Here is a 24418-nt window from a genome sequence, read left to right as displayed (position 1 = left end):
TGCGCCAGTTGCGCTGATCTCGCAAAAGAAATGCCTGAGCGACATGAAGATTCATTGCCATAATCCTTTTTTTATTGTTAGGTGCCCGATAACTACAACTTCTATGCTATGTATATACAATGCATCGCATATGGAATCAAGTATTAATAGGAACGGAACGCGTGGCAAAGAAAGACGGCAAGGGTTCTACCAAGAAAAACAGTCAGTTAGTTCTGCGTCTGGACAAGGACGAAAGAGATGCGTTTGTCGAGCTGTGCAAAGAGCTCGACACCTCCGCGGCACGGGAAATCCGGCGCTTTATCCGCGGTTTCATGAAAGAGAACGCGGAAGATTAGGACATCAGGCCGGGCGCCGCAGGATCGCCGTGGCCACACCCATACCCATCAATGTCAGCCCGCCAAAGCGTGTTAGCGCGGTGATGACACCTGCGCGACCAATCGTCCTGCGCAGGCGATCCGCCAGCAATGCATAAGCCAGCGCATTCAACCATGCCAAACCGACAAAGGTGGCAATCAGAATAGCGAATTGCGGGCCAAGCGGCTCGGCCGGGCGCAGGAATTGGGGGACGAAGGCGATAAAAAAGGCAATCGATTTAGGGTTCAGCGCGGTTACGGCCGCCGCATGGCCGAAAACGCTGCGCGCCGTGACGTCTTTTCCAGTGTCCACAGGGCTCAATCCGCCCGAAGGCGCGCTGCGTAGCAGTTTGAGGCCAAGCCACACCAGATAGGCCGCACCCACCCATTTCAGAACGGAAAACAAGGTGGCCGACGCCAGTACCAGCGCACCCAACCCCAGCAGCGACGCTGTCATGGCGATAAAATCACCAGCCGCCACCCCTGTGGCCGAGGCGATAGAAACGCTGCGTCCCTTTGACAGCGCATAACTCAGCACCAGCAACACCGTGGGGCCGGGTATAAGCAAAAGCGCAGTTGAAGCTGCCACAAAGGCCAACCATAAGTCGAGTTCCATAAGGCGTCCCTTTCGTTACTGCGCCAGCAAGCCTTGGTGGCGCAGTAACGTCAAGCCTTTCGTGGCTCTGCCACGCGCTGCATCAGCGTCTCTAGCCACAAAGACTCTTGAGTTGCAGTCAGAAACACCGCGCTGGCCACGAAAAAAGGGTGATACAATGCAGGATATCCGCGTTGAACGCGGTCGCTTTGATCAGACCCAGCACAGCGTAACTATTTGGCATTTCAGGCCGTTAGGCTTGAATCGGTTTCGCTGCTGGTAAATGGGCAACAAGTTAAAGATTGCATTAAGCTTTGCGGGCGTTTCTTGAATTTTCCCGCTACGTTCCCAGACTTCAAGAGCAGCCCACTGTGACGGAGGAACGGATGACGCAGACGCAGGACATCGAACCCAAAGCTTTCTTTCGCTTTCGGCCGTTTGAGGTTGGGAAGGTTCTGATTGCCGTTGTAGTGCTCGTCAGCGTTCTCTACGCGGCGGCGGTTGGGTACATGTATTTCAACCAACAGGCTTTGCTGTACAAACCCGATGGCAAATTGCCTGAGCCCGGCGCGATCGGGTTGGCGGACGTCGAGGTTGTGACGCTTCCCATGTCTGACGGTGTTGAGTTGACTGGTTGGTCTGCGCGCCCGGCCACTGATGGGGCTCCGACGGTTCTGTTCTTTCACGGGCAAAGTGGAAATCTGTCAGACCGGTCCGACCGGTTTCGCGAAATTCTCAACAGCGGTTATGGCCTTCTGGCGCCCAGCTACCGAGGGTTTCCGGGTAGCGGCGGCGAACCTTCTCAAGAGGCGCTGATTTCAGATGGGCTCGCGCTGTTCGACCAGCTCCAGGAGCAGGGTGACGAGGTTGTGATCCATGGTCAGAGCCTTGGAACCGCAATTGCGGCGGCCGTTGCTGAGCAGCGACCAAACGCCGAATTGCTGGTGCTTGAGGCTCCGTTCACGGCGACTGTCGATGTTGCAGCGGAAAGATACCCATGGTTGCCTGTACACTCCCTGATGAAAGATCAATTCGCCACCCGTGACATCATTGGGGCGATTGAAGTTCCTACTTTGATTTTTCACGGCACAGATGACGAAACCGTTCCAGTTCACCACAGTCATGCGCTGGCGGAGCTAACGGATGAGTCCACGCAGCTTTTCATCATTCCGGGCGGTATGCACAACGATTTGTGGTCGCACGGGCTGTGGCAGGACGTGCGTCAGCAAGTACCTCTGAACTGAAGATACGGCGCCAACGTCAGAGGATTCTTCCGGCAACGGCATCCAGTTTGGCGAGTAACGCCGGGTCGCGCTTCTCGGGCGCGGTCAGGATGGCGTATTCCAGCGCCCGGTCGCAACCATGCGGGCAGGGCTGGCGCTCAGCCCCCAACAGGGACGGCAGACCTTTGACCAAGGCGCGGCCTTTGTCGGCATTGCCGGTCAAAGTCGCTATGATAGCCGCAACGTCGACCTCACCATGGTCAGGATGCCAGCTGTCGTAATCCGTGACCATTGCGACCGAGGCGTAACAAAGCTCGGCCTCACGGGCGAGTTTCGCTTCGGGCATGTTGGTCATGCCGATCACGTCGCAACCCCACTGTTCGCGGTACATCTTCGACTCGGCAAGCGACGAAAACTGTGGCCCTTCCATCGCCAGATAAGTGCCGCCGCGGTGGATGTTGATGCCAGCCGCCTTGCCCGCTGTTTCGCAGGCGTCCGACAGGCGCGGACAGGTCGGATGGGCAACGCTGACATGTGCGACACAGCCGGTGCCAAAGAAGCTTTTCGCGCGCGCGAAAGTCCGGTCGATGAACTGGTCGACGATGACAAAATCGCCGGGTGCCATGTGTTCACGGAATGATCCGCAAGCCGAGATGGAAATCACATCTGTAACACCCAGCCGCTTCAGCGCGTCGATATTGGCGCGATAGGGTACCTCGGTAGGGGAATGCACATGACCGCGGCCGTGGCGCGGCAGGAACGCCATCCCCACCCCATCAAGTGATCCGGTCAGGATCTGGTCCGACGGCATACCCCAGGGCGACTCAACCGTGACCCACTCGGCATTTTCCAGACCTTCGATATCATAGATGCCCGATCCTCCTATGACGGCGATTTTTGTTTGGGTCACGTGCTGTCTCCGCTTTGTGTTTTCAATTCGGATTATCTGCGTATCGAGGTGCCATTTGGCAAGTATGTTCAGCGGTTTGCATGGAACGAATCTTGAATCGGCAGGGTGATGGTATGCGCAGGGTGCATACCAGCATCCCATTTTCGCGGTATCACATATCGATTCGCACAGGTAAAAGGGCGCTTTCGCGCCAACAGACCCAAACCACAGGACAACTCCATGCCCCGAGCCATGCTGGCAAGTTTTGCCAATCGCCTTGCCATACCCGATCTGCGCTGGTCGCCGGACGAAGGGATGACGGTATCGCGTCTGCGGATCGAGCTGTTATCCGGCCTGACCGTGGCGCTGGCTCTGGTGCCCGAGGCCGTGGCATTTGCCTTCGTTGCAGGTGTGCACCCGCTGGTTGGCCTCTATGCAGCCTTTCTGGTTGGACTGATAACCGCATTGATCGGTGGCCGCCCGGGGATGATCTCGGGCGCGACAGGGGCTTTGGCTGTGGTCATGGTGGCGCTGGTGGCCGAGCACGGTGTCGAGTATCTGTTCGCTACAGTTGTTCTGATGGGGATTTTGCAGGTCATCGCGGGCGCGATGCACTGGGGCCGATTCATCCGATTGGTGCCGCATCCGGTGATGCTTGGCTTCGTGAATGGTTTAGCCATCGTGATTTTTCTGGCGCAGTTGGGGCAATTCAAAGTGCCCGGTACCATGGAAAACACGGGCCACGGCATGGGCGGTGGTGAGTGGCTGTCCGGCATGCAGCTTTACACGATGCTGGGCCTGGTCGCGCTGACCATGGCGGTGATCTGGGTTATGCCGCGTATCACGCGCATCGTACCCGCGCCTTTGGCCGGGATCGCGGTTGTGGCAGCGCTGGTGATCGGTATGGGTCTGGACGTGCCGCGTGTTGGCGACCTGGCCTCAATCGAAGGCGGCCTGCCGAAATTTCACATCCCGATGGTGCCGCTGACCTGGGAAACCTTTGAAATCATATTGCCGTATGCAGTTATTTTGGCTGCCATCGGATTGATCGAATCCTTGCTGACCCTGAACCTTGTGGGCGAGATCACCGGCAAGCGGGGCGGTGCGTCGCAAGAGTGCATCGCGCAAGGCGCAGCGAATGTCGTGACCGGCTTCTTCGGCGGCATGGGTGGATGCGCGATGATTGGTCAGTCGATGATCAACGTGAAATCCGGTGGCCGAACCCGTATCGCGGGCATTGCGGCGGCGGTGTTCCTGCTGGTGTTTATCCTGTTTGCGTCACCCCTGATCGAGCAGATTCCGCTGGCCGCTCTGGTGGGCGTTATGTTCATGGTTGTGATCGGCACCTTCGCCTGGAACTCGTTCAAGATTCTGCTCAAGGTTCCGATGATGGATGCCTTCGTGATCGTATTGGTGACTGTTGTTACGGTGATGGAAGACCTTGCCGTTGCGGTGGTCGTCGGCGTGATTGTCTCGGCACTGGCTTATGCCTGGAACAACGCCAAGCGCATCCACGCCGTTACGCGCGACTCCGCCACCGAACAGGGCGCAAAGGTTTACGAAATTCAGGGACCGCTGTTCTTTGGCTCATCGGATGGTTTTGTCGAACTGTTCGACGTGGCAAACGACCCGGAAACCGTGATCGTGGATTTTGCCGACAGCCGCGTCGTCGACCAATCCGCCCTGCAGGCCATCGAGAATGTTGCGGCCAAATATGAGGCGGCAGGTAAGCGCGTCATGCTGCGCCACCTGAGCCGTGACTGCCACAAGCTGCTGACCAAAGCCGGCCACCTGATGGTCGATAGCGATGACGACCCTGATTATGAACTGGTCGTGGATTACTCGGTTCGAACCGGTATTCTGGGTGGCCATTGAGAATTATGCGAGGCTCTGCCTCGCGCTCCGGGATATTTGGAGCCAGATGAAGCACGGATCCCCTGCTTCATCTGGCCAAAAATATCTCGGGGGAGACGCCCGCAGGGCGACGGGGGCAGAGCCCCCACGGCACCGTTTCAATCATCCGGCCGGTTGAGTGAAAAAAGTTCCGTCACGACCGAGTAATCCCGATATCCAAGCCGTGCCAGCGGTTTGAAGGATGTGACGTCGAATCTGCCATCGCGGATATGATCGTCATGCAGATGCACTCCCGTCACCTCGCCAAAGACCACTCGGTTGGCCTCTCCCGGCAATGTGACGATCTGCGTCAGCTTGCATTCCAACGCGGCGGGAGCGCCTTCGATCCGAGCACAGGGGATGGTTCGGCACTCGACCGGTGTCAGTCCGGCATGATCGAACTCGTCGATATGCTTGGGTAAACCTGCCGAGCTTGCGTTCATGGCATCGCGGTGGGCGTGTGCGACGACATTGACGCAGAAAACACCCGTCGCCTGGATATTGGCGACGCTGTCTTTGCCCCCATCCTGATCGTGCTTGGTTCCGGTAGTTGCAAACATCACCTGCGGTGGTGTGTAAGCGACACCGTTGAAGAACGAATAGGGCGCAAGATTGTTGATCCCGTTTGCGTCCCGCGTCGAGATCCAGCCGATGGGACGGGGGGTTATGATAGCGTTGAACGGGTTGTGCGGCAGGCCGTGGCCATCTTCAGGGCGATAGAACATCTGATCTCCAAGCGTTTGCCCAAGGCGTAACGAAGTGCTAGGGCGAATTCCAGCAAGGAAAAGAGGGCTGGGGTGCAGCAGTTCAACATCAGGCCGGAAGAGCCGGAGGATTGGTGGGAGGTCGAGGCCCTGTATGACCTGTGCTTTGCGCCCGGTCGCGAGGCATTGTCATCTTACCGGCTGCGCGATGATATCCCACCGGTTGCCGGCCTGTCGCAGGTGGCGCGCGATGGTGAAGGCATTCTGGCTGGCGCAATTCGGTTCTGGCCCGTCCATATCGGGGTTCACGATGCATTATTGCTGGGCCCGGTTGCCGTTCACCCAACCCATCAGGGCGAAGGGCTGGGTGGCTACTTGATCCACCAAGGTGTTGAAGCCGGGCGCCAACAGGGCTGGAATCGTGTCATGTTGGTCGGGGATGCGCCGTATTACGCCCGGTTCGGATTCACGCGTTTGCAGGGTATCGAGATGCCGCCTCCGACCAACCCGGACCGTGTTCTCGGGCTAGAACTTGCGCCCGGTGACTGGGACGGAATTCAAGGCGCTGTCACTCGATGGACACACTGACCCATTGAAAACCAGCTGCAAAATACCGATCTTTCCTGAACAGGAGGGCGTATATGCAGGACGTGGTTCTGGTCGAAAAAATCGATCCCGAGGTCGAACTGGATCGTCTGGCAGAACACTATAAGGCCGCCGGCGGAGCGGGCATCAAACTGTTGAACCGGCTTGGCGGATCGGCGGAGTCCCTGCTGGAACAACTGCCCGAGCCGGTCAGGCAGGGATTGACAAGTGCGACGGAACAGGCGCTTTGGGTCGCGATGCAAGCGGCGCAAGGTTCGCGCCGCGCAGTGCCCGATCAGCCGCCATGGGTGAATACGGCAGTCGCCACTGCGATGGGCGCCGCTGGTGGCCTGGGCGGCGTATCTACGGCTTTGATGGAGCTGCCTGCAACGACGACAATGCTTTTGCGCTCTATTCAGGGTGCCGCAGCGCGGGAAGGGTTTGATCCCGCCGAAGAAGGTGTGAAATTCGATTGCGTCCGGGTTTTGTCCGCCGCTGGTCCGCTTTCTCATGACGACGGGGCGGATATGGGGTTTTTCTCGGCTCGCTTGACGTTGACCGGCCCGACCGTGCAGCGGTTGATCGCCACTGTGGCACCAAAGTTATCGGTGGTTCTGGGGCAGAAACTTGCCGCGCAATCTGTACCTTTGCTGGGCGCGCTGGCGGGCGGCGGGACAAATTATGTTTACACCCGGTATTATCAGCAAATTGCGCACGTGCATTTCGGCCTGCGCCGTTTGGCGGTGGACGCCGATATACCCCATGAGGAATTGGTGCAACGGCTGTCCAGGCGTATGCTGCGCTGATAGAAGGGCTTGATATTACCATTTCGGTTGGTATCTATTCGCCGACCGACAGTTGGACCGACCATGATTCAATACGCGTTGAAATGCAAAGAGGGCCACAGCTTTGACAGCTGGTTTCAATCTGCTGCTGCCTTCGACAAACTGTCTGGCGCAGGCATGGTGACATGCGCCGTCTGCGGGTGTTCGGACGTTGAAAAGGCAATCATGACGCCTCGTGTGCGGCCTGCGCGCAGTGCGGTGCCCGCTGTTGCGAAACAGCCCCAAGCCCAAAGCATCGACGTAGCCACACCTGCGCCCGAGATCGAAAAGGCGATTGCCGATATCCGTCGCAAGGTCGAAGAAAACTCGGATTATGTAGGCAAGGAATTTGCCACCGAGGCCCGAAAAATGCACCTGGGTGACGCGCCTGAACGTGCGATTTATGGTGAGGCTGGGCCAGAGGAGGCGCGGGCGCTGATCGAAGACGGTGTTCCGGTTGCGCCGCTGCCTTTCATTCCCAGTCGTAAAACGAACTGAACTATGCATATCGTCATCACCGGCGCCAATCGCGGAATCGGAAAGGCTCTGGCCGGTCACTATCGTGCTCAGGGCGATGAGGTAACGGGAACCGCCCGTGACAACGGCGCACAGGTGGCGCTGGATGTCACCGACCCGGCCCAGCACGCGGCGATGTCCGAAGCGCTTACAGCCCGTCCCGTCGATCTTCTGATCTGTAACGCCGGTGTATATCTGGACAAGGGACAGGGGATTGACGGTTACCCGGCCGAGATGTGGGCGCAGAGCTTTGCCACCAATGTGACCGGCGTGTTCCTGACAGTTCAGGCGCTGTTGCCCAATCTGCGCGCCGGAAGGGGCAAGATCGCAATCTTGTCGTCTCAGATGGCATCACATACGCGCGCACCGGGAGGCAGCTATATCTATCGCGCCTCCAAGGCGGCAGCGCTTAATCTGGGCCGGAACCTCGCCAGCGACCTGCGGGCTGACGGGATTTCCGTGGGCATTTATCACCCCGGTTGGGTGCAAACGGACATGGGGGGCGCAGCGGCCGAAATCACGGTGGAACAGGCAGTGACTGGGCTGGTCGCTCGATTTGAAGCGTTGTCGCCGGAAAATACCGGCTGTTTCGAAACCTGGGACGGTCGCCCACACGCCTATTGAGTTTTCAGTGCCGCCTGCGGGATTTCGTAGACTTCTCCGGGCTCAATAAAGATGACCATCTTATCGCCCGGTGTTTCGTAGGAAATCTTCGCGGTCGAGCTGCTGGAATCCGGCACGCCGTCAGTGAAATAGATCCGTCGAACTTCTCCGGTGCTGAGCTGAACGGCCAGCGTTGCTGTACCATCCTCTTTGTGGCGCAGTTCGGCGGGGCAACTGGACAATGGTTCTCCGGCTAAGGCGGCGCAGGGCACGGTGCCCAACGAATTCTGGCCGTCCGTGCCCGACAGCGTGGCCACCTGCGCGAGTGCAGGTGTCGATATCAGTGTGAGGGCGAAGGCAAAACGATACATGGAAATCCCCGTGGATTAAGCAGTTACCGGCCACGCTGACATTGCCGCACGATATTGTAAAGCGGCCCCGTGCCGCAGTTTGAAGTTCGCCCGCACACTTGCCCTTGCGTCCCCCCTCGCATAAGAGGCACGGGATCGGAATCCCAAGGCGCGGAGACACTTGCCCCCATGCCCGTACTCGTGATGAAATTCGGCGGCACTTCGGTTGCCAATCTTGACCGCATCCGCCGTGCCGCCAAGCGCATCGGCGTTGAAGTGGCCAAAGGATATGACGTCATCGTCATCGTCTCGGCCATGTCGGGCAAGACAAACGAGTTGGTGGGTTGGGTCGACGAGATTTCACCGCTGTATGATGCGCGTGAATACGATGCGGTTGTGTCGTCGGGGGAAAACGTGACTGCTGGTCTGATGGCACTGACCTTGCAGGAAATGGATGTTCCGGCGCGTAGCTGGCAAGGCTGGCAGGTGCCGCTGATGACCAACGGTGCCCACTCCGCCGCCCGGATCGAAGAGATTCCGACCGACAATATCAACCAGAAATTCGGCGAAGGCATGCGCGTTGCAGTCGTGGCCGGCTTCCAGGGTATCAGCCCCGAGGGCCGTATTACCACGTTGGGCCGAGGTGGTTCCGATACGACAGCCGTTGCGTTCGCGGCTGCCTTTGAGGCAGAGCGTTGCGACATCTATACTGACGTCGATGGTGTCTACACCACCGATCCGCGCATCTGCGAGAAAGCGCGTAAACTGGACAGAATTTCGTTCGAGGAGATGCTCGAGCTGGCCTCGCTGGGGGCCAAGGTGCTGCAGACCCGCTCGGTCGAGCTGGCGATGCGCTACAAGGTGAAACTGCGCGTTCTCTCAAGCTTCGAGGAACAATCCGACGAGGCCGGTACGCTGGTCGTCGACGAGGAGGATATCATGGAATCCAATGTAGTGGCCGGTGTGGCCTATTCGCGGGACGAGGCAAAAATGACCGTGGTATCGGTGGCGGACCGCCCCGGCATTGCCTCGACCATCTTCACCGCGCTCAGCGATGAGGGTGTGAATGTCGACATGATCGTCCAGAACATCTCGGACGAAGGTCGCACTGACATGACCTTTTCGTGCCCCACCAATCAGGTAGCCCGTGCCGAGCAGGCGCTGCTGGCGATCAAGGAAAAGGGCGAACTGAACTACGCCGAGCTGGTCGCGGATGAGGATGTCTGCAAGGTTTCCGTTGTCGGCATCGGCATGCGCTCGCAGTCGGGCGTGGCAGCCAAGATGTTCAAGGTGCTCTCGGATGAGGGGATCAATATCAAGGTCATTACAACCTCCGAGATAAAAATTTCTGTATTGGTCGACAGGAAATACATGGAACTTGCTGTTCAGGCACTGCATGATGCCTTTGAACTGGACAAGGCGGCCTGAGCATTTCAGCCACAAGGGTCGCCTGATACCGAAACTTGGGTGGGCCATGGCGGACGGCACCGAAACTGAATCCCGCAAGCTGCTGGGGCGGCTGCGCGAGGAAATGGCGAGCGAGGCCGCCGGTCAGGAACGGCTTGACCGGATCACGCACCTGATTGCCGACAGCATCCGGGCCGAAGTCTGCTCGATCTACCTGTTTCGCGATGAAGAGACGCTGGAACTTTGCGCCACCGAGGGGTTGTCGCCGGAAGCCGTACACAAAACGCGTATGCGTATGGGCGAAGGTCTGGTAGGCCGCGTCGCCAAAAGCGGTAAGGTGGTGAATACCGCAAATGCACCTTCGGCCAAGGGTTTCCGTTATATGCCGGAAACGGGCGAAGAGCGGTTTTCCTCGTTCCTTGGCGTTCCTGTCCAGCGCCTAGGCGAAAAACTGGGCGTTCTGGTTGTGCAATCGCGCGAGGCGCGCGAGTTTTCCGCGGATGAGGTTTATGCGCTGGAAGTGGTCGCCATGGTTCTGGCCGAAATGGCCGAACTGGGTGCATTTGTCGGCGAAGGGGCGGCCCTGTCGCCCTTGCACCAACAGTCGGTTCTGTTGCGCGGCGGCCCGGCGCAGGAGGGCTCGGCCGAGGGGCATGTCTGGCTGCACGAACCGCGTGTTGTCGTCACCAACCCGATCGCCGACGATCCGCACCGCGAGCTTGAGCGCCTGTCTGAGGCGGTGGACGAATTGCGGGTCGGCGTCGACAAGATGCTGGAAATCTCGCGGGACGGCGACACGGAACAGTTGCAGGTTCTCGAAGCATACCGGATGTTCGCCAACTCCAAGGGTTGGATGCGGCGTATGGAAGAAGACATCTCTCGCGGTCTTAGCGCCGAGGCCGCTGTGGAGATGGAGCAGTCGCAGGCCCGTGCCCGCATGAGCCAGGTGACAGACCCCTACTTGCGGGAACGACTGGCGGATCTGGATGATCTCAGTAACCGATTGCTGCGGATCCTGACGGGGCAGGGTAAGACCAATGGGACGGACCTGCCGCCTGATCCGATCCTGATCGCGCGAAACATCGGACCTGGAGATCTGCTGGAATACGGCCGGTCGCTGAAAGGCATCGTGCTCGAAGAAGGCTCGGTCGGAAGTCACGCCACCATTGTCGCCCGCGCGTTGGCAATTCCGCTTGTGGTACATGTCGGGCGGATCACGACCGAAGCGCTGAATGGTGACCATGTTCTGGTTGATGGCGACAATGGCGTGGTCCACCTGCGCCCCGAGGACACGGTCGTCAGTGCATTCCGTGACAAGATCGCCATGCAGGCCAAGGCGCAGGAGCGCTATGCCTCGATCCGCGAAACCCCGACTGTGACGCGGGATGGATCGCGGATGAATCTGGTAATGAATGCGGGGCTGATGGCCGATCTGCCATCGCTAGGCAATTCGGGTGCTGAAGGTGTCGGCCTGTTCCGCACCGAGTTGCAATTCCTGATCCGCAACCAGATGCCGAAACGTTCGGAATTGGTTGCGCAATATCAGCGGGTTCTGGATGCTGCCGGAGGCAAGCGCGTGGTGTTCCGGACGCTGGATATCGGCTCGGACAAGGTCTTGCCCTATATGAAACACGTGGCGGAACCGAACCCGGCGCTGGGCTGGCGCGCGATCCGCGTCGGTCTGGACAAGCGTGGCGTTATGCGAATGCAGCTGCAGGCCCTGTTGCGCGCTGCCAATGGTCGCGCGCTGACGATCATGTTCCCCTTTGTCGCTCAGGCGGAAGAGTACCGTGAAGCACGGTGGGAGGTGAACAAGACCATCGAGCGCGAAAAGCGGTTGGGTCACGTATTGCCGGAAACACTTGAGGTCGGTGCGATGCTGGAAACGCCGTCACTCGCGTTTGCGCCGCAGAAGTTTTTTGACGAGGTGGATTTCATCTCGATCGGTGGCAACGACCTGAAGCAGTTCTTTTTCGCCGCCGACCGAGAGAATGAACTTGTGCGCCGCCGTTATGACACGCTGAATGTCAGCTTCCTGAGCTTCATCGAACGGATTGTCGAACGTTGCGGGATTTCGGACACGCCACTAAGCTTTTGTGGCGAGGACGCGGGCCGCCCCATTGAGGCGCTGTGTCTGGCGGCGATGGGCATCCGCATTTTGTCGATGCGTCCGGCTTCGATCGGGCCAGTCAAAAGCTTGCTTTTGCGGTCGGATCTGCAAGCTGTACGCAAGATCATCACGGACGCCCGCCATCGCGGCGAACAGTCGGTACGTCCTGCGGTGATGGACTGGTTGCGCAGCCAGGGATGACGCGCCTGCGATCCGTTTTGTACTACATGCAAGTCAGAGCTTGATTTTCCTGATCGATTTGCCTATCCACAGGGCGAATGTTAGCGATAACATGGCCTGATGTGCAGATGCGGCAGGATAGTCGTGTTAATTTGGATCAGGTTGCCACTGAAGGAGCCCGGCAATGGTTTCACGCGTAATTCCGGTTGATCCGTTCGACCTTGTCTTGTTCGGAGCGACCGGCGATCTGGCGCAGCGCAAAATACTGCCAGGTCTCTATCACCGATTCGAGGTGGGCCAGATGCCAGCCGAGGCCCGGATCGTCGCGACCGCCAGGTCGGATCTGGATGTCGGTGACTTCAGGGAACAAGTCAAATCGTCCATGCAGGAGTTCGCGCCCGGTTTCGACAACGGTGTTCTGGATCGTTTTCTGACCCGTGTGGAATATGTGGCTGTCGATGCACTGGGCGAATCCGGATGGCCTGAACTCGCCAAGTCACTGCGTCGGGACGTTGTACGCGCCTTTTATCTGTCGGTAGGCCCAAACCTGTTTTCGGGTATCGCTCAGCGTCTAAACGATCACGGACTTGCCACGCCGGACAGCCGGATCGTGGTCGAAAAACCCTTTGGCCACGATCTGGAGTCGGCCAAGGCGCTGAACCAAGGACTGCGGACCTGTTTCGAGGAGCATCAGATCTATCGGATCGATCATTATTTGGGCAAGGAAACGGTGCAGAACCTGATGGCTCTGCGGTTTGCCAATTCCCTGTTCGAGCCGCTGTGGAATTCGACCCATATCGACCATGTACAGATCACCGTAGCGGAAACCGTGGGCGTCGAGGGGCGCGGAGCGTATTACGACCAGTCCGGCGCGATGCGGGACATGATTCAGAACCACTTGGTTCAGCTTTTGTGTCTCACCGCGATGGAGCCGCCTTCGAAATTCTCGCCCAATGCCGTACGCGATGAGAAGGTCAAAGTGATCGAAGCGCTGGAACCGGTCGAGCCGTCTGACATCGCGCGCGGGCAATACCGGGCTGAAAAAGGCGGTGACAGCTATTTGGATCATGTGGGCAATCCGGACAGTCGTACAGAAAGTTTCATTGCCCTCAAGGTGCATCTGGGTAACTGGCGATGGGCCGGCGTTCCGTTCTATCTGCGCACCGGGAAACGCCTGCGCGCCCGCGAATCCGAGATCGCGGTGTTTTTCCGTGACCCGCCGCACACGATCTTTCCCAATGTCGGCCCCCTGCGGGGCAATGTGCTGGTGATCCGTCTGCAACCGGACGAAGGCATCACGCTGCGTACGACGATCAAGGATCCCGGCCCGGGAGGGTTTCGCCTGTCCGACGTCTCGTTGGACATGAGTTTTGCCGAAGCGCTGGGCACAGAATCCAGCGCGCCAGATGCCTATGAACGTCTGGTGATGGACGTTATCCGCGGCGATCAGACCCTGTTCATGCGCGGTGACGAAGCCGAAGCCGCCTGGGCCTGGGTTGATCCCATTATCGAGGGCTGGGAAGAACGCGGTGACCGCCCGGCGAAATACGATCAGGGAAGTTCGGGGCCGGAAGACGCACTGATGCTTATGCATCGCGACGGGCGCCGCTGGCGGCAGATCGGAGGTTAACGATGGTTCATTCAGTCATTACCGATGTCACGCAACGGATTGTTGAACGCAGCGCAAACCTGCGTGGTCCACATCTGGAAAGGATGGAGCACGCACGGTCCAAAGGCCCCGCACGCGGGCATTTGTCCTGCAGTGGGCAAGCCCACGCTTACGCCGGCGCGGGTGAGGATCAGCAATCTCTTGCGACTGGAACCGCAGGCAATCTGGGCATCGTCACAGCCTACAATGACATGCTTTCGGCGCACCAGCCATTCGAACGTTACCCCGAATTGATCCGTCAGGCGATCCGTGCGGCGGGCGGTACAGCTCAGGTCGCGGGCGGTGTGCCCGCCATGTGCGATGGGGTTACGCAGGGCGAAGCGGGTATGGAGCTTTCCCTGTTTTCCCGCGACGTGATCGCGCTGGCGACGGGGGTGGCGCTCAGCCATAACACCTATGACGCTGCCGTGTTTCTTGGGGTTTGCGACAAGATCGTGCCGGGACTTGTGATCGGGGCACAGGCTTTTGGTCACCTGCCAGCGGTATTCTTGCCTGCCGGTCCGATGACCAGCGGTCTGCCGAACGACGAAAAAGCCAAGATCCGCCAGCAGTTTGCCGCCGGAGAAGTTGGCCGAGAAGAACTCATGGCCGCAGAGATGGCCGCATACCATGGGCCCGGGACCTGCACCTTCTACGGTACAGCCAACACCAACCAGATGTTGATGGAGTTCATGGGCCTGCACCTTCCGGGATCAAGCTTCATCAATCCCAACACACCCTTGCGGGACGCTCTGACGGAAGAGGGCGCCCGACGCGCCCTATCGCTCAGCGCTCTGGGCAACCATTACACGCCGGTTTTCCAGATCCTCGACGAACGCGCCTTTGTGAACGGGATCGTCGGTTTGATGGCAACCGGAGGCTCGACCAACTTGCTGATCCACTTGATCGCGATGGCGCGGGCGGGCGGCATCGTGCTGGACTGGCAGGATTTTTCCGACATCTCTGCCGTAGTTCCTCTGGTCGCGCGGGTTTATCCCAACGGTTTGGCCGACGTGAACCATTTCCACGCCGCTGGCGGTCTTGGCTATTGCATCGGTACATTGCTGGAGGACGGTCTGCTGCATCCCGACACGCTGACCGTCGCAGGGCAGGGGCTGCACAACTACACGAAAGAGCCCAAGCTGAAAGACGGTGAACTGGTCTGGGAAAAGGGCGCTGGACATAGCCTCAACGAAAAGATCGTGCGCTCTGCCAAAGACCCGTTCCAGCCGACGGGCGGCCTGTCGCGTCTGACTGGCAATCTGGGCACCGGGGTCATGAAGGTCTCGGCGGTGGCTCCCGAACACCAGATCGTCGAGGCGCCGGTCCGCGTGTTTCACGATCAGGACGAAGTCAAAACCGCATTCAGGGCCGGAGAATTCACGGGTGACGTTATCGTTGTTGTCCGCTTTCAGGGGCCGAAAGCCAACGGGATGCCTGAATTGCACTCGTTGACGCCAATCCTGTCAATCCTTCAGGGACGCGGACAAAAGGTGGCGCTGGTCACCGATGGCCGCATGTCCGGTGCCTCGGGCAAAGTGCCTGCGGCGATCCATGTGTGTCCCGAGGCACTTGACGGAGGCCCGATTGCATACCTTCAGGATGGCGACATTCTGCGCGTCGACGCGGTGAAGGGTGATCTGGAAATCCTGACACCCGGCGTTTTGGACCGGGTCCCGGTCGTCGCCGATCTTTCGGCCAACCAATATGGCGTCGGACGGGACCTTTTTGGCGCGTTCCGCAACGCAGTAGGCTCGGCCGATGCCGGTGCCAGTATTTTCGGAGCGTAACCAATGTCAGCAAAAACCCAACGCACTCGCGAAATCTGCGCCCTTGCGCCTATCGTCCCCGTTCTGGTCGTAGACGACGCAACGCACGCACGACCACTGGCCGAGGCATTGGTTTCCGGCGGTCTTCCCGCGTTGGAGGTTACGTTGCGCACCCCGGCGGCTCTGGACGCGATCCGCGCTATGGCCGCAGTGCCCGGCGGTGTTGTTGGCGCTGGCACTCTGATCACGCCCGAAGATGTCCGGGCCGCAAAGGAGGCCGGTGCGCAATTTGGTGTTTCACCGGGGGCAACCGATACCCTGATTGCCGCCTGCGAGGCCGAGGGGCTGCCCCTGCTGCCAGGCGCTGCCACTGCCAGCGAGGCCATGCGGCTGCTGGAAAGGGGTTATGACATGTTGAAGTTCTTTCCCGCCGAGGCTTCGGGCGGTGCGCCCGCCCTTAAATCTATCGGCGCACCTTTGCCGCAGATCACCTTCTGTCCTACGGGCGGGGTCTCTCCGTCCAACGCGCGCGATTACCTGTCGCTGTCCAACGTCGTCTGTGCGGGCGGCAGCTGGGTGGCGCCCAAGCAGTTGGTGCAGAACGGTGATTGGGCCGGGATTGAATCCCTTGCCCGCGAGGCTGCCAAGCTGATGGATTGACGCCGTCCGGTCAGGCGCTAGGGTAGGCGTCAATTCAGACAGGTTGACCCCATGACAAACCGCATTTCTCTCGCGCAGGGGCGCGAGTATCTGGCTATTCCGGGCCCGTCCGTCATGCCTGACGCGGTGCTGCAAGCGATGCACCGACCGTCGCCCAACATATATGATGGCGAGTTGATCGACATGATGCCCGCGTTGACGGCCGATCTGCGTCGCGTGGCACGGACCGATTACAATGTCGCCATTTACATCGCGAACGGTCATGGCACATGGGAGGCCGCATTGTCCAACGTCATCGCGCCGGGCGAAACCGTGCTGGCCCCGGCGTCCGGCCGCTTTACGCACGGTTGGGCCGAAATGGCAGAAGGGATCGGTGCCAATGCGGAACTGATAGACTTTGGCGCATCTTCACCCTGGAATTTCGAACGGATCGCCGAGGCGTTGCGTGCAGATGCAGCCCATCGGATCAAGGCTGTTCTGGCTGTACACGTGGACACGTCCAGCTCCATCCGCAACGATATCCCGGCGCTTCGGGCTCTGCTGGACGAACTGGATCACCCGGCCTTGCTTATGGCTGACTGTATTGCCTCGTTGGGTTGTGACAGGTTCGAGATGGACGCCTGGGGTGTCGATGTCACTGTCACTGCATGTCAGAAAGGGCTGATGACACCGGCCGGAACAGGCTTTGTTTTCTTCAATGACAAGGCACAGTCCAAGCGGGCTTCTATGCCGCGTGTGTCCCAGTACTGGGACTGGCAGCCAAGAACGAAACCCGACCTGTTTTACCAATACTTCAACGGGACTGCGCCGACGCATCATCTCTATGGCCTGCGCGCCGCGCTGGACCTGATCCACGCCGAAGGGGTTGAGAATGTCTGGGCCCGGCACGAACGTTTGGCCAAGGCGGTCTGGACTGCATGCGAGGTTTGGACCGAAGCGGGTGCGCTACAAATGAATGTCGCCGATCGCGCCCACCGCAGTCACGCCGTTACAGCCCTGAGGCTAACCGATGGTCGCGGTACGCCGCTTCGCGAGTATACCGAAGCCAATCTGGGTCTGACGCTGGGCATCGGTCTGGGGATGGAGGATTGGGATGGCTGCTTCCGTCTTGGCCACATGGGTCATGTGAACGGGCAGATGATCCTGGCGATGTTGGGCGGTGTGGAAACCGCGATGGCCGCTCTGGACATCCCGCGTGGGTCGGGAGCGCTGGAGGCTGCTGCCGCTGTATTGGCTGAGAATCGTTAACCCTGTCGCTTCGCCGCCGTCAGAGCCGCGGGCAATGCAGCGGCAAACCTGTCCAGGTCAGCGTCAGTTCCACAACTGACCCGGATACAGCGGTTTTGCGGGGCGGCGAAAGGCATTCGGACGAACACACCTTGTTCGACCAGAGATTCCAGCACAGATTTGGCGAAATCCCCATCTCGTCCACAGTCGATGGCAACAAAATTGGCGGCCGACGGCAGGGGCTCCAACCCGTTTTTCCGTGCAATCTCGCCGATCCGCTCACGCGACTGCACAATCCTGTTCTGAACCTGCCGCAGCCAGTCGTTATCCTGCAACGCGGCCAATGCCCCGGCTTGCGCAGCCCGGTTCATGCCAAAGTGATTGCGGACCTTGTGGAATGAGGAGATCAGGTCTGTCGCACCCAAGGCATAGCCAACGCGCGCACCTGCCATGCCATAAACCTTCGAAAACGTCCGCATCCGGATCACACGCGGATCATCGATACTAATCGGGGCTGCCGTCCCTTCGGGGGCGCATTCCACATAGGCTTCGTCCAGAACCAACAGGCAACCATCTGGAAGAGTCTCCATCGCCGCTAAAATTTCTGCGCCGGGATGCCAGCTTCCCATCGGGTTGTCGGGATTGGCTAGGTAAACCAGCTTGGCATCAACCTGAGCCGCTTTGGCGAACAGTGCCATCGGGTCTTCGTGATCGCCGGAATAGGGAACTTTGTGCAGTTTGCCACCATATCCGGCCACATGATAATTGAAGGTCGGGTAAGCTCCGTCGGAGGTTACCACCGCATCACCCGGTCCGACCATCAAGCGCACCAGATAACCCAGCAGGCCATCAATTCCTTCGCCGACAATGATATTTTCGGCGGCGACTTTGTGGTGATCGGCAAGCGCAAGGCGCAGGTCATGATTCTCTGGGTCGCCATACATCCAGATATCACCGGCCGCCTTCTGCATCGCTTCAATTGCCCGGGGCGAGGGACCAAAGACGCTTTCATTCGCGCCCAGCCGTGCTTTGAATTGTCCGCCGCGCTGGCGCTCCTGCGTTTCGGGGCCGACAAAGGGCACGGTGGCGGGCAGAGATTGGGCGAGCGGAGTGTAGCGCAGGTCAGTCATGTGCGCAGATAAACGCAGGGTGCAGGGTTGGGCAAGCCTCCGATCAGAGGTTCTGCCCTGACGTCGCTGTGGAACTGTGCCCGCCTTTCAGGGCATTGTCAGGAAAATCAGATTTGGGAGGCCCGCATGGCGCGTGTATCTGTCGAATACAAGGACCACATTGCTCATGTCACTCTGACACGCAGTGACAAGATGAACGCTCTGGATGACGCGATGATCAAGGCGATCCTGTCCGCCGGACAGGAGGTCGCGGCCTCGGATGCTCGCGCCGTGGTTCTGTCAGGCGAGGGGAAAAGTTTTTGCGCGGGGCTCGACATGGCAAGCTTTGCCAAGATGGCGCATATGGATCCGACCGAGTGGCTGATGACCCGCAGCCATGAGGATGCCAATGAAATGCAGGAGCTTGCCCTGGTCTGGCGGCGCGTACCAGTGCCGGTGATCTGCGCCATTCAGGGCGTCGCTTACGGCGGCGGGTTACAGATCGCACTGGGCGCGGATATCCGCATCGCGCATCCCGAAAGCAAACTGGCGGTGATGGAGATGAAATGGGGTATCATCCCCGATATGGGGGGCATGGTCCTACTGCCTCGGCTTGTCCGTTCGGACGTGCTGCGCCTGTTGACCTATACGGCCCGTCCCATTGGCGCCCCTCAGGCGGCGGACTGGGGCCTGGTCACAAAATTGTCGGACGAGCCGTTGACCGAAGCACTGGCGCTGGCCGAAGACATTGCCAGCAAAAGCCCGTCGGCCATCCGTGCCGCAAAACGTCTGATCGAAGTGGCCGAGAGCAAGTCCCGTGCCGAAGTTCTGCTGGAAGAATCCGCCGAACAGGTGGCGTTAATCGGTAAGCCGGATCAGATCGAGGTTATTGCTGCCCAGATGCAGGGTCGGAAACCGGATTTCAAGTGATTACCGCATAAAGGCGCGACGCGCATCGCGTGCCATGTTGTACCGCATCTCCAGTTCAGCGATGCGGGCCATCGCTGCCTTGCGTTCTTTGGGGTTTGTCAGCGATGGATAGGACCTTCGAACCGCGTCCAGTTCCTTCTTGATCGTGAACTCTTCGGGCAGAACTCCGGCTTGCGCCATGATCCGATGACCGGCTGCCAGAGCCGTGTCTGTCTGCGCCTCCGATGAACGGTCAGGCAGGGGCTTCCCTTCGCCTTCCAACCCTTCCAGCTGACCTTCGGCCTGCGCCTTCATGATCTGGCGTTCGATCAGTTTTCCAAGTGATCCAAGCATAGAGGGTATTGTATCCGACAGTTTCGGCAGGCGAAAGTGCTCACCGAGCCCGGTTGGTTACCAGATACGCGATGCCGCCGGCTGCCAGGCCCCACACCGCAGCACCCAACCCGAATACGGTGATGCCCGAAGCGGTGATTGCGAAGGTCAGGATCGCCGCTTCGCGCTCGGTTGGAACTTCCAGCGCCGCAAAGGTTGCGTTTGCCATGACACCGATCAACGCTACTCCGGTCAGTGTCCCCATCAGCAGTGGGTCGGCATGGGCCGCGAAGCCGGTTATGGCCACGGCGAAGATGCCAAACAAGCAGTAAAACACGCCTGCCATGATCGCCGACCAATAGCGCTGGGCCGGGTCAGGATGGCTTTCTTCGTTCGAGCACATTGCGGCGGTAATGGCGGCCAGGCACGTTGCCGGGGCGCCAAAGGGCGCGGACAGCAGGCTGGCGCCTCCGACCGACGAAAACAGTTTGCCTGCGTTCGGCGCGTAGCCAAAGCTGCGCATCACTGCGATACCGGGGATATTTTGCGTTGCCATGGTGACAATGAACAATGGGATGCCAATCCCAATTGCTGACGCCATCGAAAAGGTCGGCATGGTCAAGACGGGTGCCGCCATCAAATGCTCGGGCCTGACGGAGCTGTCACCAGCATTGAGAACGACTATGATTGCCGCCGCCGCCACTGCAGCCGGAACCGCGATCAGCCGGTTGATCCGTCCGGCGATAAACCAGGTCAGGATGACAGGCAGCGCTTGCCACGGCAACTCGACGGCGGCCTTGAACGGAGTAATGCACAACGGCAGCAAAACCCCACCTAGCATGGCTTGGGCCAGTGTTGTCGGTATGGCTGCTGCCAGGCGAGCAAGCGGCCGCCACAACCCTGCCAACACCGTCAGCGCCCCGGCGCACAGAAACGCTCCGATCGCGCCCGAAAAGCCTGCAGCAGGGGTTGCCGAGACTGCCAGCAATGCGGCACCCGGTGTCGACCACGCCACACTGATTGGTTGCTTGTACCAAAGGCTGAGAATGATCGCCGCCAATCCCATCGCGATTGCAGCCATCATCAGCCCGGACGCGGACTCGGCTGCCGACGCATCCATGGCGGCAAGACCCTGCAGCACAATCGGGAATGAACTGAAGAAGCCCACGACGGCCACGACAAGGCCGGTCGAAATTGTCTGCACAGGGGGTAGGACGTGCGCCATCACTGCCTCGGAGTTACCTGATGAACTTGCTAACAATCGCAAGCTGCTGGGAACAAGGGGAAAAGAGGCGCCGTCAAATGAAAGCCCCGCCGTTACACGCGCGGCGGGGTTCGGAATTGAGTATTTGAAAAAAAGGTGAAGGGATCAGGCGATCTCGTGCAAACGAGCGAGGGCCTCGTTTAGTTTAGCTTCTTCCTCTTCGCGGGCGGCGAGGTTGGCCTTGGCTTCCTCCACAACTTCTTCCGGGGCAGAGGCCACGAATTTGGGGTTGTTCAGACGTCCGCGCAGGCCGCCAAGTTCCTTGGCCAGCTTGCCCTTGGCTTTCTCAAGTCGTTCCTTTTCTGCGCCGATATCAATGATGTCCGCCAGTGGCAGGCCGAAGGACGCGCCGGGGGCAGCGATCGAGATGGTGCCTTTGGGCAATTTATCCGTTTTGGTCAGGCTGTCGATCCGCGCCAGACGCTTGATCAGCGCCTCGTTGCGGTCCCATGCGGCCTGTCCATTCGCGTCGATCTCGGTCACCAGCATCGGTACGTAGAGGCCGGCAGGCACCCGCATCTGCGCGCGGGCCGAGCGGGTGTTTTCGATCACCGAGATCACCCAGTTCATCTCACGATCCGCATCTGCATCGATCAGGTCGGCAGCGGCGTAGGTCGGCCAATCGGCGTGGACGACCATTTTGGCGCGGTTGCCGGTCAGGCCCCACAGCTCTTCGGTGATGAAGGGCATGATCGGGTGCAGCAGGACCATGCACTGATCCAGAACCCAGCGCATGGTGGCGCGGGTCTCCGCCTGTGCCTCGGCGTCATCGCCTTGGAGCAGCGGCTTGGACAATTCCACGTACCAATCGCAGACCTTGCCCCAGACAAAGGCGTACAGACCGTTGGCCGCATCATTGAAGCGGTAGCTTTCCAGCGCCGCGTCAACTTCTTCGCGCACGCGGGCGGTTTCGCCGATGATCCAGCGGTTCACTGCGGCTTTGGGCTTCAGATCGGCCACATCCATTTGCGGGACGGCGTCGGTGAAGACTTCGTTCATCTCGGCAAAGCGGACGGCATTCCACAGTTTGGTGCCGAAGTTCCGGTAACCGGTGATACGCTCGCGGGACAGTTTCAACACGCCGCCAATCGCCGCCATCGAGGCGTTAGTAAAGCGCAGCGCGTCGGCGCCGAATTCGTCCACGATCTCCAGTGGATCGATGACGTTGCCTGTGGTCTTGGACATCTTCTTGCCCTTCTCGTCGCGGACGAGCTGGTGCAGGTAGACGGTGTGGAATGGGATCTGATCGACCACGGCCAGCTGCATCATCATCATCCGGGCGACCCAGAAGAACAGGATGTCAAAGCCGGTAATCAGAACGTCCGTAGGGAAGTAACGTTCTATCTCTTCGGTCCGCTCGGGCCAGCCCAGCGTGCCGATGGGCCAGAGGCCGGAGGAGAACCAGGTGTCGAGGACGTCGGGGTCGCGCCATACCGGATAAACCAGCTTGGTTGGATCCTGTTCGACGGCGTATTGGGCGAGGCTTTCCGCAAACTGATGGATCGCCTCATGCTTGTCGGAAACTTCGACTACGGTTGCATGGCTCAGAGGGCTGGGAATGTTGGCATTGTCATCCAGGAACTTGTCGACGACAGCGTCAAAGTTCGGTGCACATTCCATGACATTGCCACGATGCAGCATGCCGCCTTCGTTCAGCAAGCGGCCGAGCTCGACCAGATCAAGCTCTCCGTCATTCTCGTCATCCATGAATTCGTCTGCGGACAGATCGAGACCATACCAAACCGGGATCTGATGACCCCACCAGAGCTGGCGAGAGATGCACCACGGTTCGATGTTTTCCAACCAATGATAATACGTCTTTTCACCGGACTCGGGGATGATCTTGACGGTGCCGTCCTTGACCGCATCCAGTGCAGGGCCAACGACCTTTTCGGCATCGACGAACCACTGATCGGTCAGCATCGGTTCGATCACAACTTTCGAGCGGTCGCCGAAGGGTTGCATGATAGGCTTGGATTCGACCAGCGGAACCATTTTGCCTGCGCCCTCGTGGTCGGGTTTCAGCGCGGTCGAGCCCAGACGCCGATCATCGGCGCGGGTCATGACGGCCAGGCCTTCGCTGGTGATCTCCTCGATTACTTTTGTACGAGCCTCGAACCGGTCCAGCCCACGCAGGTGATCCGGCACCAGGTTAATTGCGTCAATCTCACCTTCGGTAAAGGACTGACCACGTGCATATTGCCCGGCCTTGTACGCCTCGTTCGCATAGGGCGCGCCGTCGGCCCGCATATGCCCGCTTGTATCCATAAGACGATAGAGAGGAATGCCGCCACGCTTGGCGACCTGATAGTCGTTGAAGTCATGCGCACCGGTGATCTTCACCGCGCCCGAGCCGAAATCGGGATCCGGGTATTCGTCGGTGATGATCGGGATCTGGCGGCGGTGTTCCTTCGGACCGACCGGGATTTCGCAGAGTTTCCCGACAATTGGCGCGTAACGCTCATCCGAGGGGTGAACTGCAACTGCTCCGTCGCCCAGCATGGTTTCGGGCCGGGTCGTGGCAATCGAAATGTAATTCCGCTCTTCGCGGAATATCACGTTCCCTTCTTCATCTTTTTCCAAATACTCATATGTCTCACCACCCGCGAGCGGGTACTTGAAGTGCCACATGTGTCCCGCAACTTCGATATTCTCGACCTCAAGGTCCGAGATTGCGGTCTCGAAATGCGGGTCCCAGTTGACCAGACGCTTGCCGCGGTAGATCAGGCCCTTTTCGTACATGTCGACGAAAACCTTGATCACCGCGTCATGGAAATTGGCCGAGTTCTCGTGCCCTGTGCGCGGGTCACGCGGTGCACCCGCCATGGTAAAGGCGTTGCGTGACCAGTCGCAGCTGGACCCCAAACGCTTGAGCTGCTCGATGATCGTGCCGCCGTATTCGCCTTTCCATTCCCAGACCTTGTCCAGAAACGCCTCTCGCCCCAGTTCGCGACGACTTGGCTGCTGGGTGGCGGCCAGCATCTTTTCCACCTGCATCTGCGTGGCGATGCCTGCGTGGTCCTGACCGGGCTGCCACAGCGTGTCGAACCCACGCATGCGGTGCCAGCGGATCAGGATGTCCTGCAAAGTGTTGTTGAAGGCATGGCCCACGTGCAGCGCGCCCGTCACGTTAGGCGGCGGGATCATGATGGTAAAGCTTTCGTCGCGCGACTTGTTTGCGCCTGCCTTGAAGGCTCCGGCCTCTTCCCAGGCCTTGTAGATGCGGGCCTCGGCCTCGGCCGCGTTGAATGTCTTTTCCATCGCCAT

At 59.3% G+C, this 24418-nt stretch carries 22 protein-coding genes; 14 read left to right on the top strand and 8 right to left on the bottom strand.

Annotated features, from left to right (window positions below; translation table 11 throughout):
- Positions 1 to 161: 161 nt before the first annotated feature.
- Positions 162 to 335 (top strand): hypothetical protein, encoded by a 174-nt coding sequence (locus tag AC2TDJ_RS07105; RefSeq protein ID WP_170354960.1) that lies wholly within the window; start codon positions 162 to 164, stop codon positions 333 to 335.
- A 4-nt stretch (positions 336 to 339) separates the two neighbouring features.
- On the opposite strand, the gene AC2TDJ_RS07100 is transcribed toward AC2TDJ_RS07105, so the two are convergent.
- The gene (locus AC2TDJ_RS07100; protein ID WP_480840645.1) at positions 340 to 969 is read right to left on the bottom strand and encodes a LysE family translocator; all 630 of its coding nucleotides are present in this window, start codon (positions 967 to 969) and stop codon (positions 340 to 342) included.
- 365 nt (positions 970 to 1334) lie between these two features.
- Between AC2TDJ_RS07100 and AC2TDJ_RS07095 the strand changes: the two genes are divergently transcribed.
- Positions 1335 to 2192, top strand: coding sequence for an alpha/beta hydrolase (locus AC2TDJ_RS07095; protein ID WP_480840643.1), 858 nt, complete (start codon positions 1335 to 1337; stop codon positions 2190 to 2192).
- Between the two features lie 16 nt (positions 2193 to 2208).
- On the opposite strand, the gene AC2TDJ_RS07090 is transcribed toward AC2TDJ_RS07095, so the two are convergent.
- Positions 2209 to 3081, bottom strand: coding sequence for an S-methyl-5'-thioadenosine phosphorylase (locus tag AC2TDJ_RS07090; protein ID WP_480840641.1), 873 nt, complete (start codon positions 3079 to 3081; stop codon positions 2209 to 2211).
- A gap of 219 nt (positions 3082 to 3300) precedes the next feature.
- Between AC2TDJ_RS07090 and AC2TDJ_RS07085 the strand changes: the two genes are divergently transcribed.
- Positions 3301 to 4935, top strand: coding sequence for a SulP family inorganic anion transporter (locus AC2TDJ_RS07085; RefSeq protein ID WP_480840639.1), 1635 nt, complete (start codon positions 3301 to 3303; stop codon positions 4933 to 4935).
- Positions 4936 to 5072: 137 nt separating this feature from the next.
- Here AC2TDJ_RS07085 and AC2TDJ_RS07080 read toward each other — a convergent pair whose 3' ends face one another.
- Positions 5073 to 5678 carry a flavin reductase family protein gene (locus tag AC2TDJ_RS07080; protein ID WP_480840637.1) on the bottom strand — a complete coding sequence of 202 codons (606 nt, stop codon included), beginning with the start codon at positions 5676 to 5678 and terminating at the stop codon, positions 5073 to 5075.
- Positions 5679 to 5750: 72 nt separating this feature from the next.
- Between AC2TDJ_RS07080 and AC2TDJ_RS07075 the strand changes: the two genes are divergently transcribed.
- The 4 genes from AC2TDJ_RS07075 (at position 5751) to AC2TDJ_RS07060 (ending at position 8206) form a co-directional block, all read left to right on the top strand.
- Positions 5751 to 6245: a GNAT family N-acetyltransferase gene (locus AC2TDJ_RS07075; protein WP_480840635.1), complete on the top strand. Its 495-nt coding sequence runs from the start codon at positions 5751 to 5753 to the stop codon at positions 6243 to 6245.
- A 53-nt stretch (positions 6246 to 6298) separates the two neighbouring features.
- Positions 6299 to 7048: an EcsC family protein gene (locus AC2TDJ_RS07070; RefSeq protein ID WP_480840633.1), complete on the top strand. Its 750-nt coding sequence runs from the start codon at positions 6299 to 6301 to the stop codon at positions 7046 to 7048.
- 63 nt (positions 7049 to 7111) lie between these two features.
- Entirely contained in the window at positions 7112 to 7564 is a 453-nt protein-coding gene (locus AC2TDJ_RS07065; RefSeq protein WP_480840631.1) for a DUF1178 family protein, read from the top strand.
- Positions 7565 to 7567: 3 nt separating this feature from the next.
- The gene (locus AC2TDJ_RS07060; RefSeq protein WP_480840629.1) at positions 7568 to 8206 is read left to right on the top strand and encodes an SDR family oxidoreductase; all 639 of its coding nucleotides are present in this window, start codon (positions 7568 to 7570) and stop codon (positions 8204 to 8206) included.
- Here the strand turns inward: AC2TDJ_RS07060 and AC2TDJ_RS07055 are convergent.
- Positions 8200 to 8556 carry a hypothetical protein gene (locus AC2TDJ_RS07055; protein ID WP_480840627.1) on the bottom strand — a complete coding sequence of 119 codons (357 nt, stop codon included), beginning with the start codon at positions 8554 to 8556 and terminating at the stop codon, positions 8200 to 8202. The genes AC2TDJ_RS07060 and AC2TDJ_RS07055 overlap by 7 nt on opposite strands.
- 168 nt (positions 8557 to 8724) lie before the next feature.
- Between AC2TDJ_RS07055 and AC2TDJ_RS07050 the strand changes: the two genes are divergently transcribed.
- The 6 genes from AC2TDJ_RS07050 (at position 8725) to AC2TDJ_RS07025 (ending at position 17557) form a co-directional block, all read left to right on the top strand.
- Positions 8725 to 9963 (top strand): aspartate kinase, encoded by a 1239-nt coding sequence (locus AC2TDJ_RS07050; protein WP_480840625.1) that lies wholly within the window; start codon positions 8725 to 8727, stop codon positions 9961 to 9963.
- 46 nt (positions 9964 to 10009) lie between these two features.
- Positions 10010 to 12253: a phosphoenolpyruvate--protein phosphotransferase gene (gene ptsP / locus AC2TDJ_RS07045; protein ID WP_480841425.1), complete on the top strand. Its 2244-nt coding sequence runs from the start codon at positions 10010 to 10012 to the stop codon at positions 12251 to 12253.
- A 163-nt stretch (positions 12254 to 12416) separates the two neighbouring features.
- Positions 12417 to 13862: a glucose-6-phosphate dehydrogenase gene (gene zwf / locus AC2TDJ_RS07040; protein ID WP_480840623.1), complete on the top strand. Its 1446-nt coding sequence runs from the start codon at positions 12417 to 12419 to the stop codon at positions 13860 to 13862.
- 2 nt (positions 13863 to 13864) lie between these two features.
- Positions 13865 to 15670 carry a phosphogluconate dehydratase gene (gene edd, locus AC2TDJ_RS07035; RefSeq protein WP_480840621.1) on the top strand — a complete coding sequence of 602 codons (1806 nt, stop codon included), beginning with the start codon at positions 13865 to 13867 and terminating at the stop codon, positions 15668 to 15670.
- A 3-nt stretch (positions 15671 to 15673) separates the two neighbouring features.
- Positions 15674 to 16309, top strand: a complete 636-nt coding sequence (locus AC2TDJ_RS07030; protein ID WP_480840619.1) for a bifunctional 4-hydroxy-2-oxoglutarate aldolase/2-dehydro-3-deoxy-phosphogluconate aldolase — start codon at positions 15674 to 15676, stop codon at positions 16307 to 16309.
- A gap of 51 nt (positions 16310 to 16360) precedes the next feature.
- Complete coding sequence (locus tag AC2TDJ_RS07025) at positions 16361 to 17557, top strand: pyridoxal-phosphate-dependent aminotransferase family protein (RefSeq protein WP_480840616.1); 1197 nt, start codon at positions 16361 to 16363, stop codon at positions 17555 to 17557.
- Here the strand turns inward: AC2TDJ_RS07025 and AC2TDJ_RS07020 are convergent.
- Positions 17554 to 18666 carry a pyridoxal phosphate-dependent aminotransferase gene (locus AC2TDJ_RS07020; protein ID WP_480840614.1) on the bottom strand — a complete coding sequence of 371 codons (1113 nt, stop codon included), beginning with the start codon at positions 18664 to 18666 and terminating at the stop codon, positions 17554 to 17556. The genes AC2TDJ_RS07025 and AC2TDJ_RS07020 overlap by 4 nt on opposite strands.
- A gap of 126 nt (positions 18667 to 18792) precedes the next feature.
- Here AC2TDJ_RS07020 and AC2TDJ_RS07015 point away from each other — a divergent pair, with 126 nt between their 5' ends.
- On the top strand, positions 18793 to 19575 hold the full coding sequence (locus tag AC2TDJ_RS07015) for a crotonase/enoyl-CoA hydratase family protein (protein ID WP_480840612.1): 783 nt from the start codon (positions 18793 to 18795) through the stop codon (positions 19573 to 19575).
- Here AC2TDJ_RS07015 and AC2TDJ_RS07010 read toward each other — a convergent pair whose 3' ends face one another.
- The 3 genes from AC2TDJ_RS07010 to AC2TDJ_RS07000 form a co-directional block, all read right to left on the bottom strand.
- On the bottom strand, positions 19576 to 19908 hold the full coding sequence (locus tag AC2TDJ_RS07010; protein ID WP_480840610.1) for a DnaJ family domain-containing protein: 333 nt from the start codon (positions 19906 to 19908) through the stop codon (positions 19576 to 19578). It lies immediately after the preceding gene.
- 40 nt (positions 19909 to 19948) lie between these two features.
- Positions 19949 to 21112: a benzoate/H(+) symporter BenE family transporter gene (locus tag AC2TDJ_RS07005; RefSeq protein ID WP_480840608.1), complete on the bottom strand. Its 1164-nt coding sequence runs from the start codon at positions 21110 to 21112 to the stop codon at positions 19949 to 19951.
- A 144-nt stretch (positions 21113 to 21256) separates the two neighbouring features.
- Entirely contained in the window at positions 21257 to 24418 is a 3162-nt protein-coding gene (locus AC2TDJ_RS07000) for a valine--tRNA ligase (RefSeq protein ID WP_480840606.1), read from the bottom strand.

The sequence above is a fragment of the Ruegeria sp. HKCCD6647-2 genome, assembly GCF_057221075.1.
Note: the sequence above shows the minus strand (reverse complement) of the source record. Positions and strands in the feature narration are given on the sequence as shown.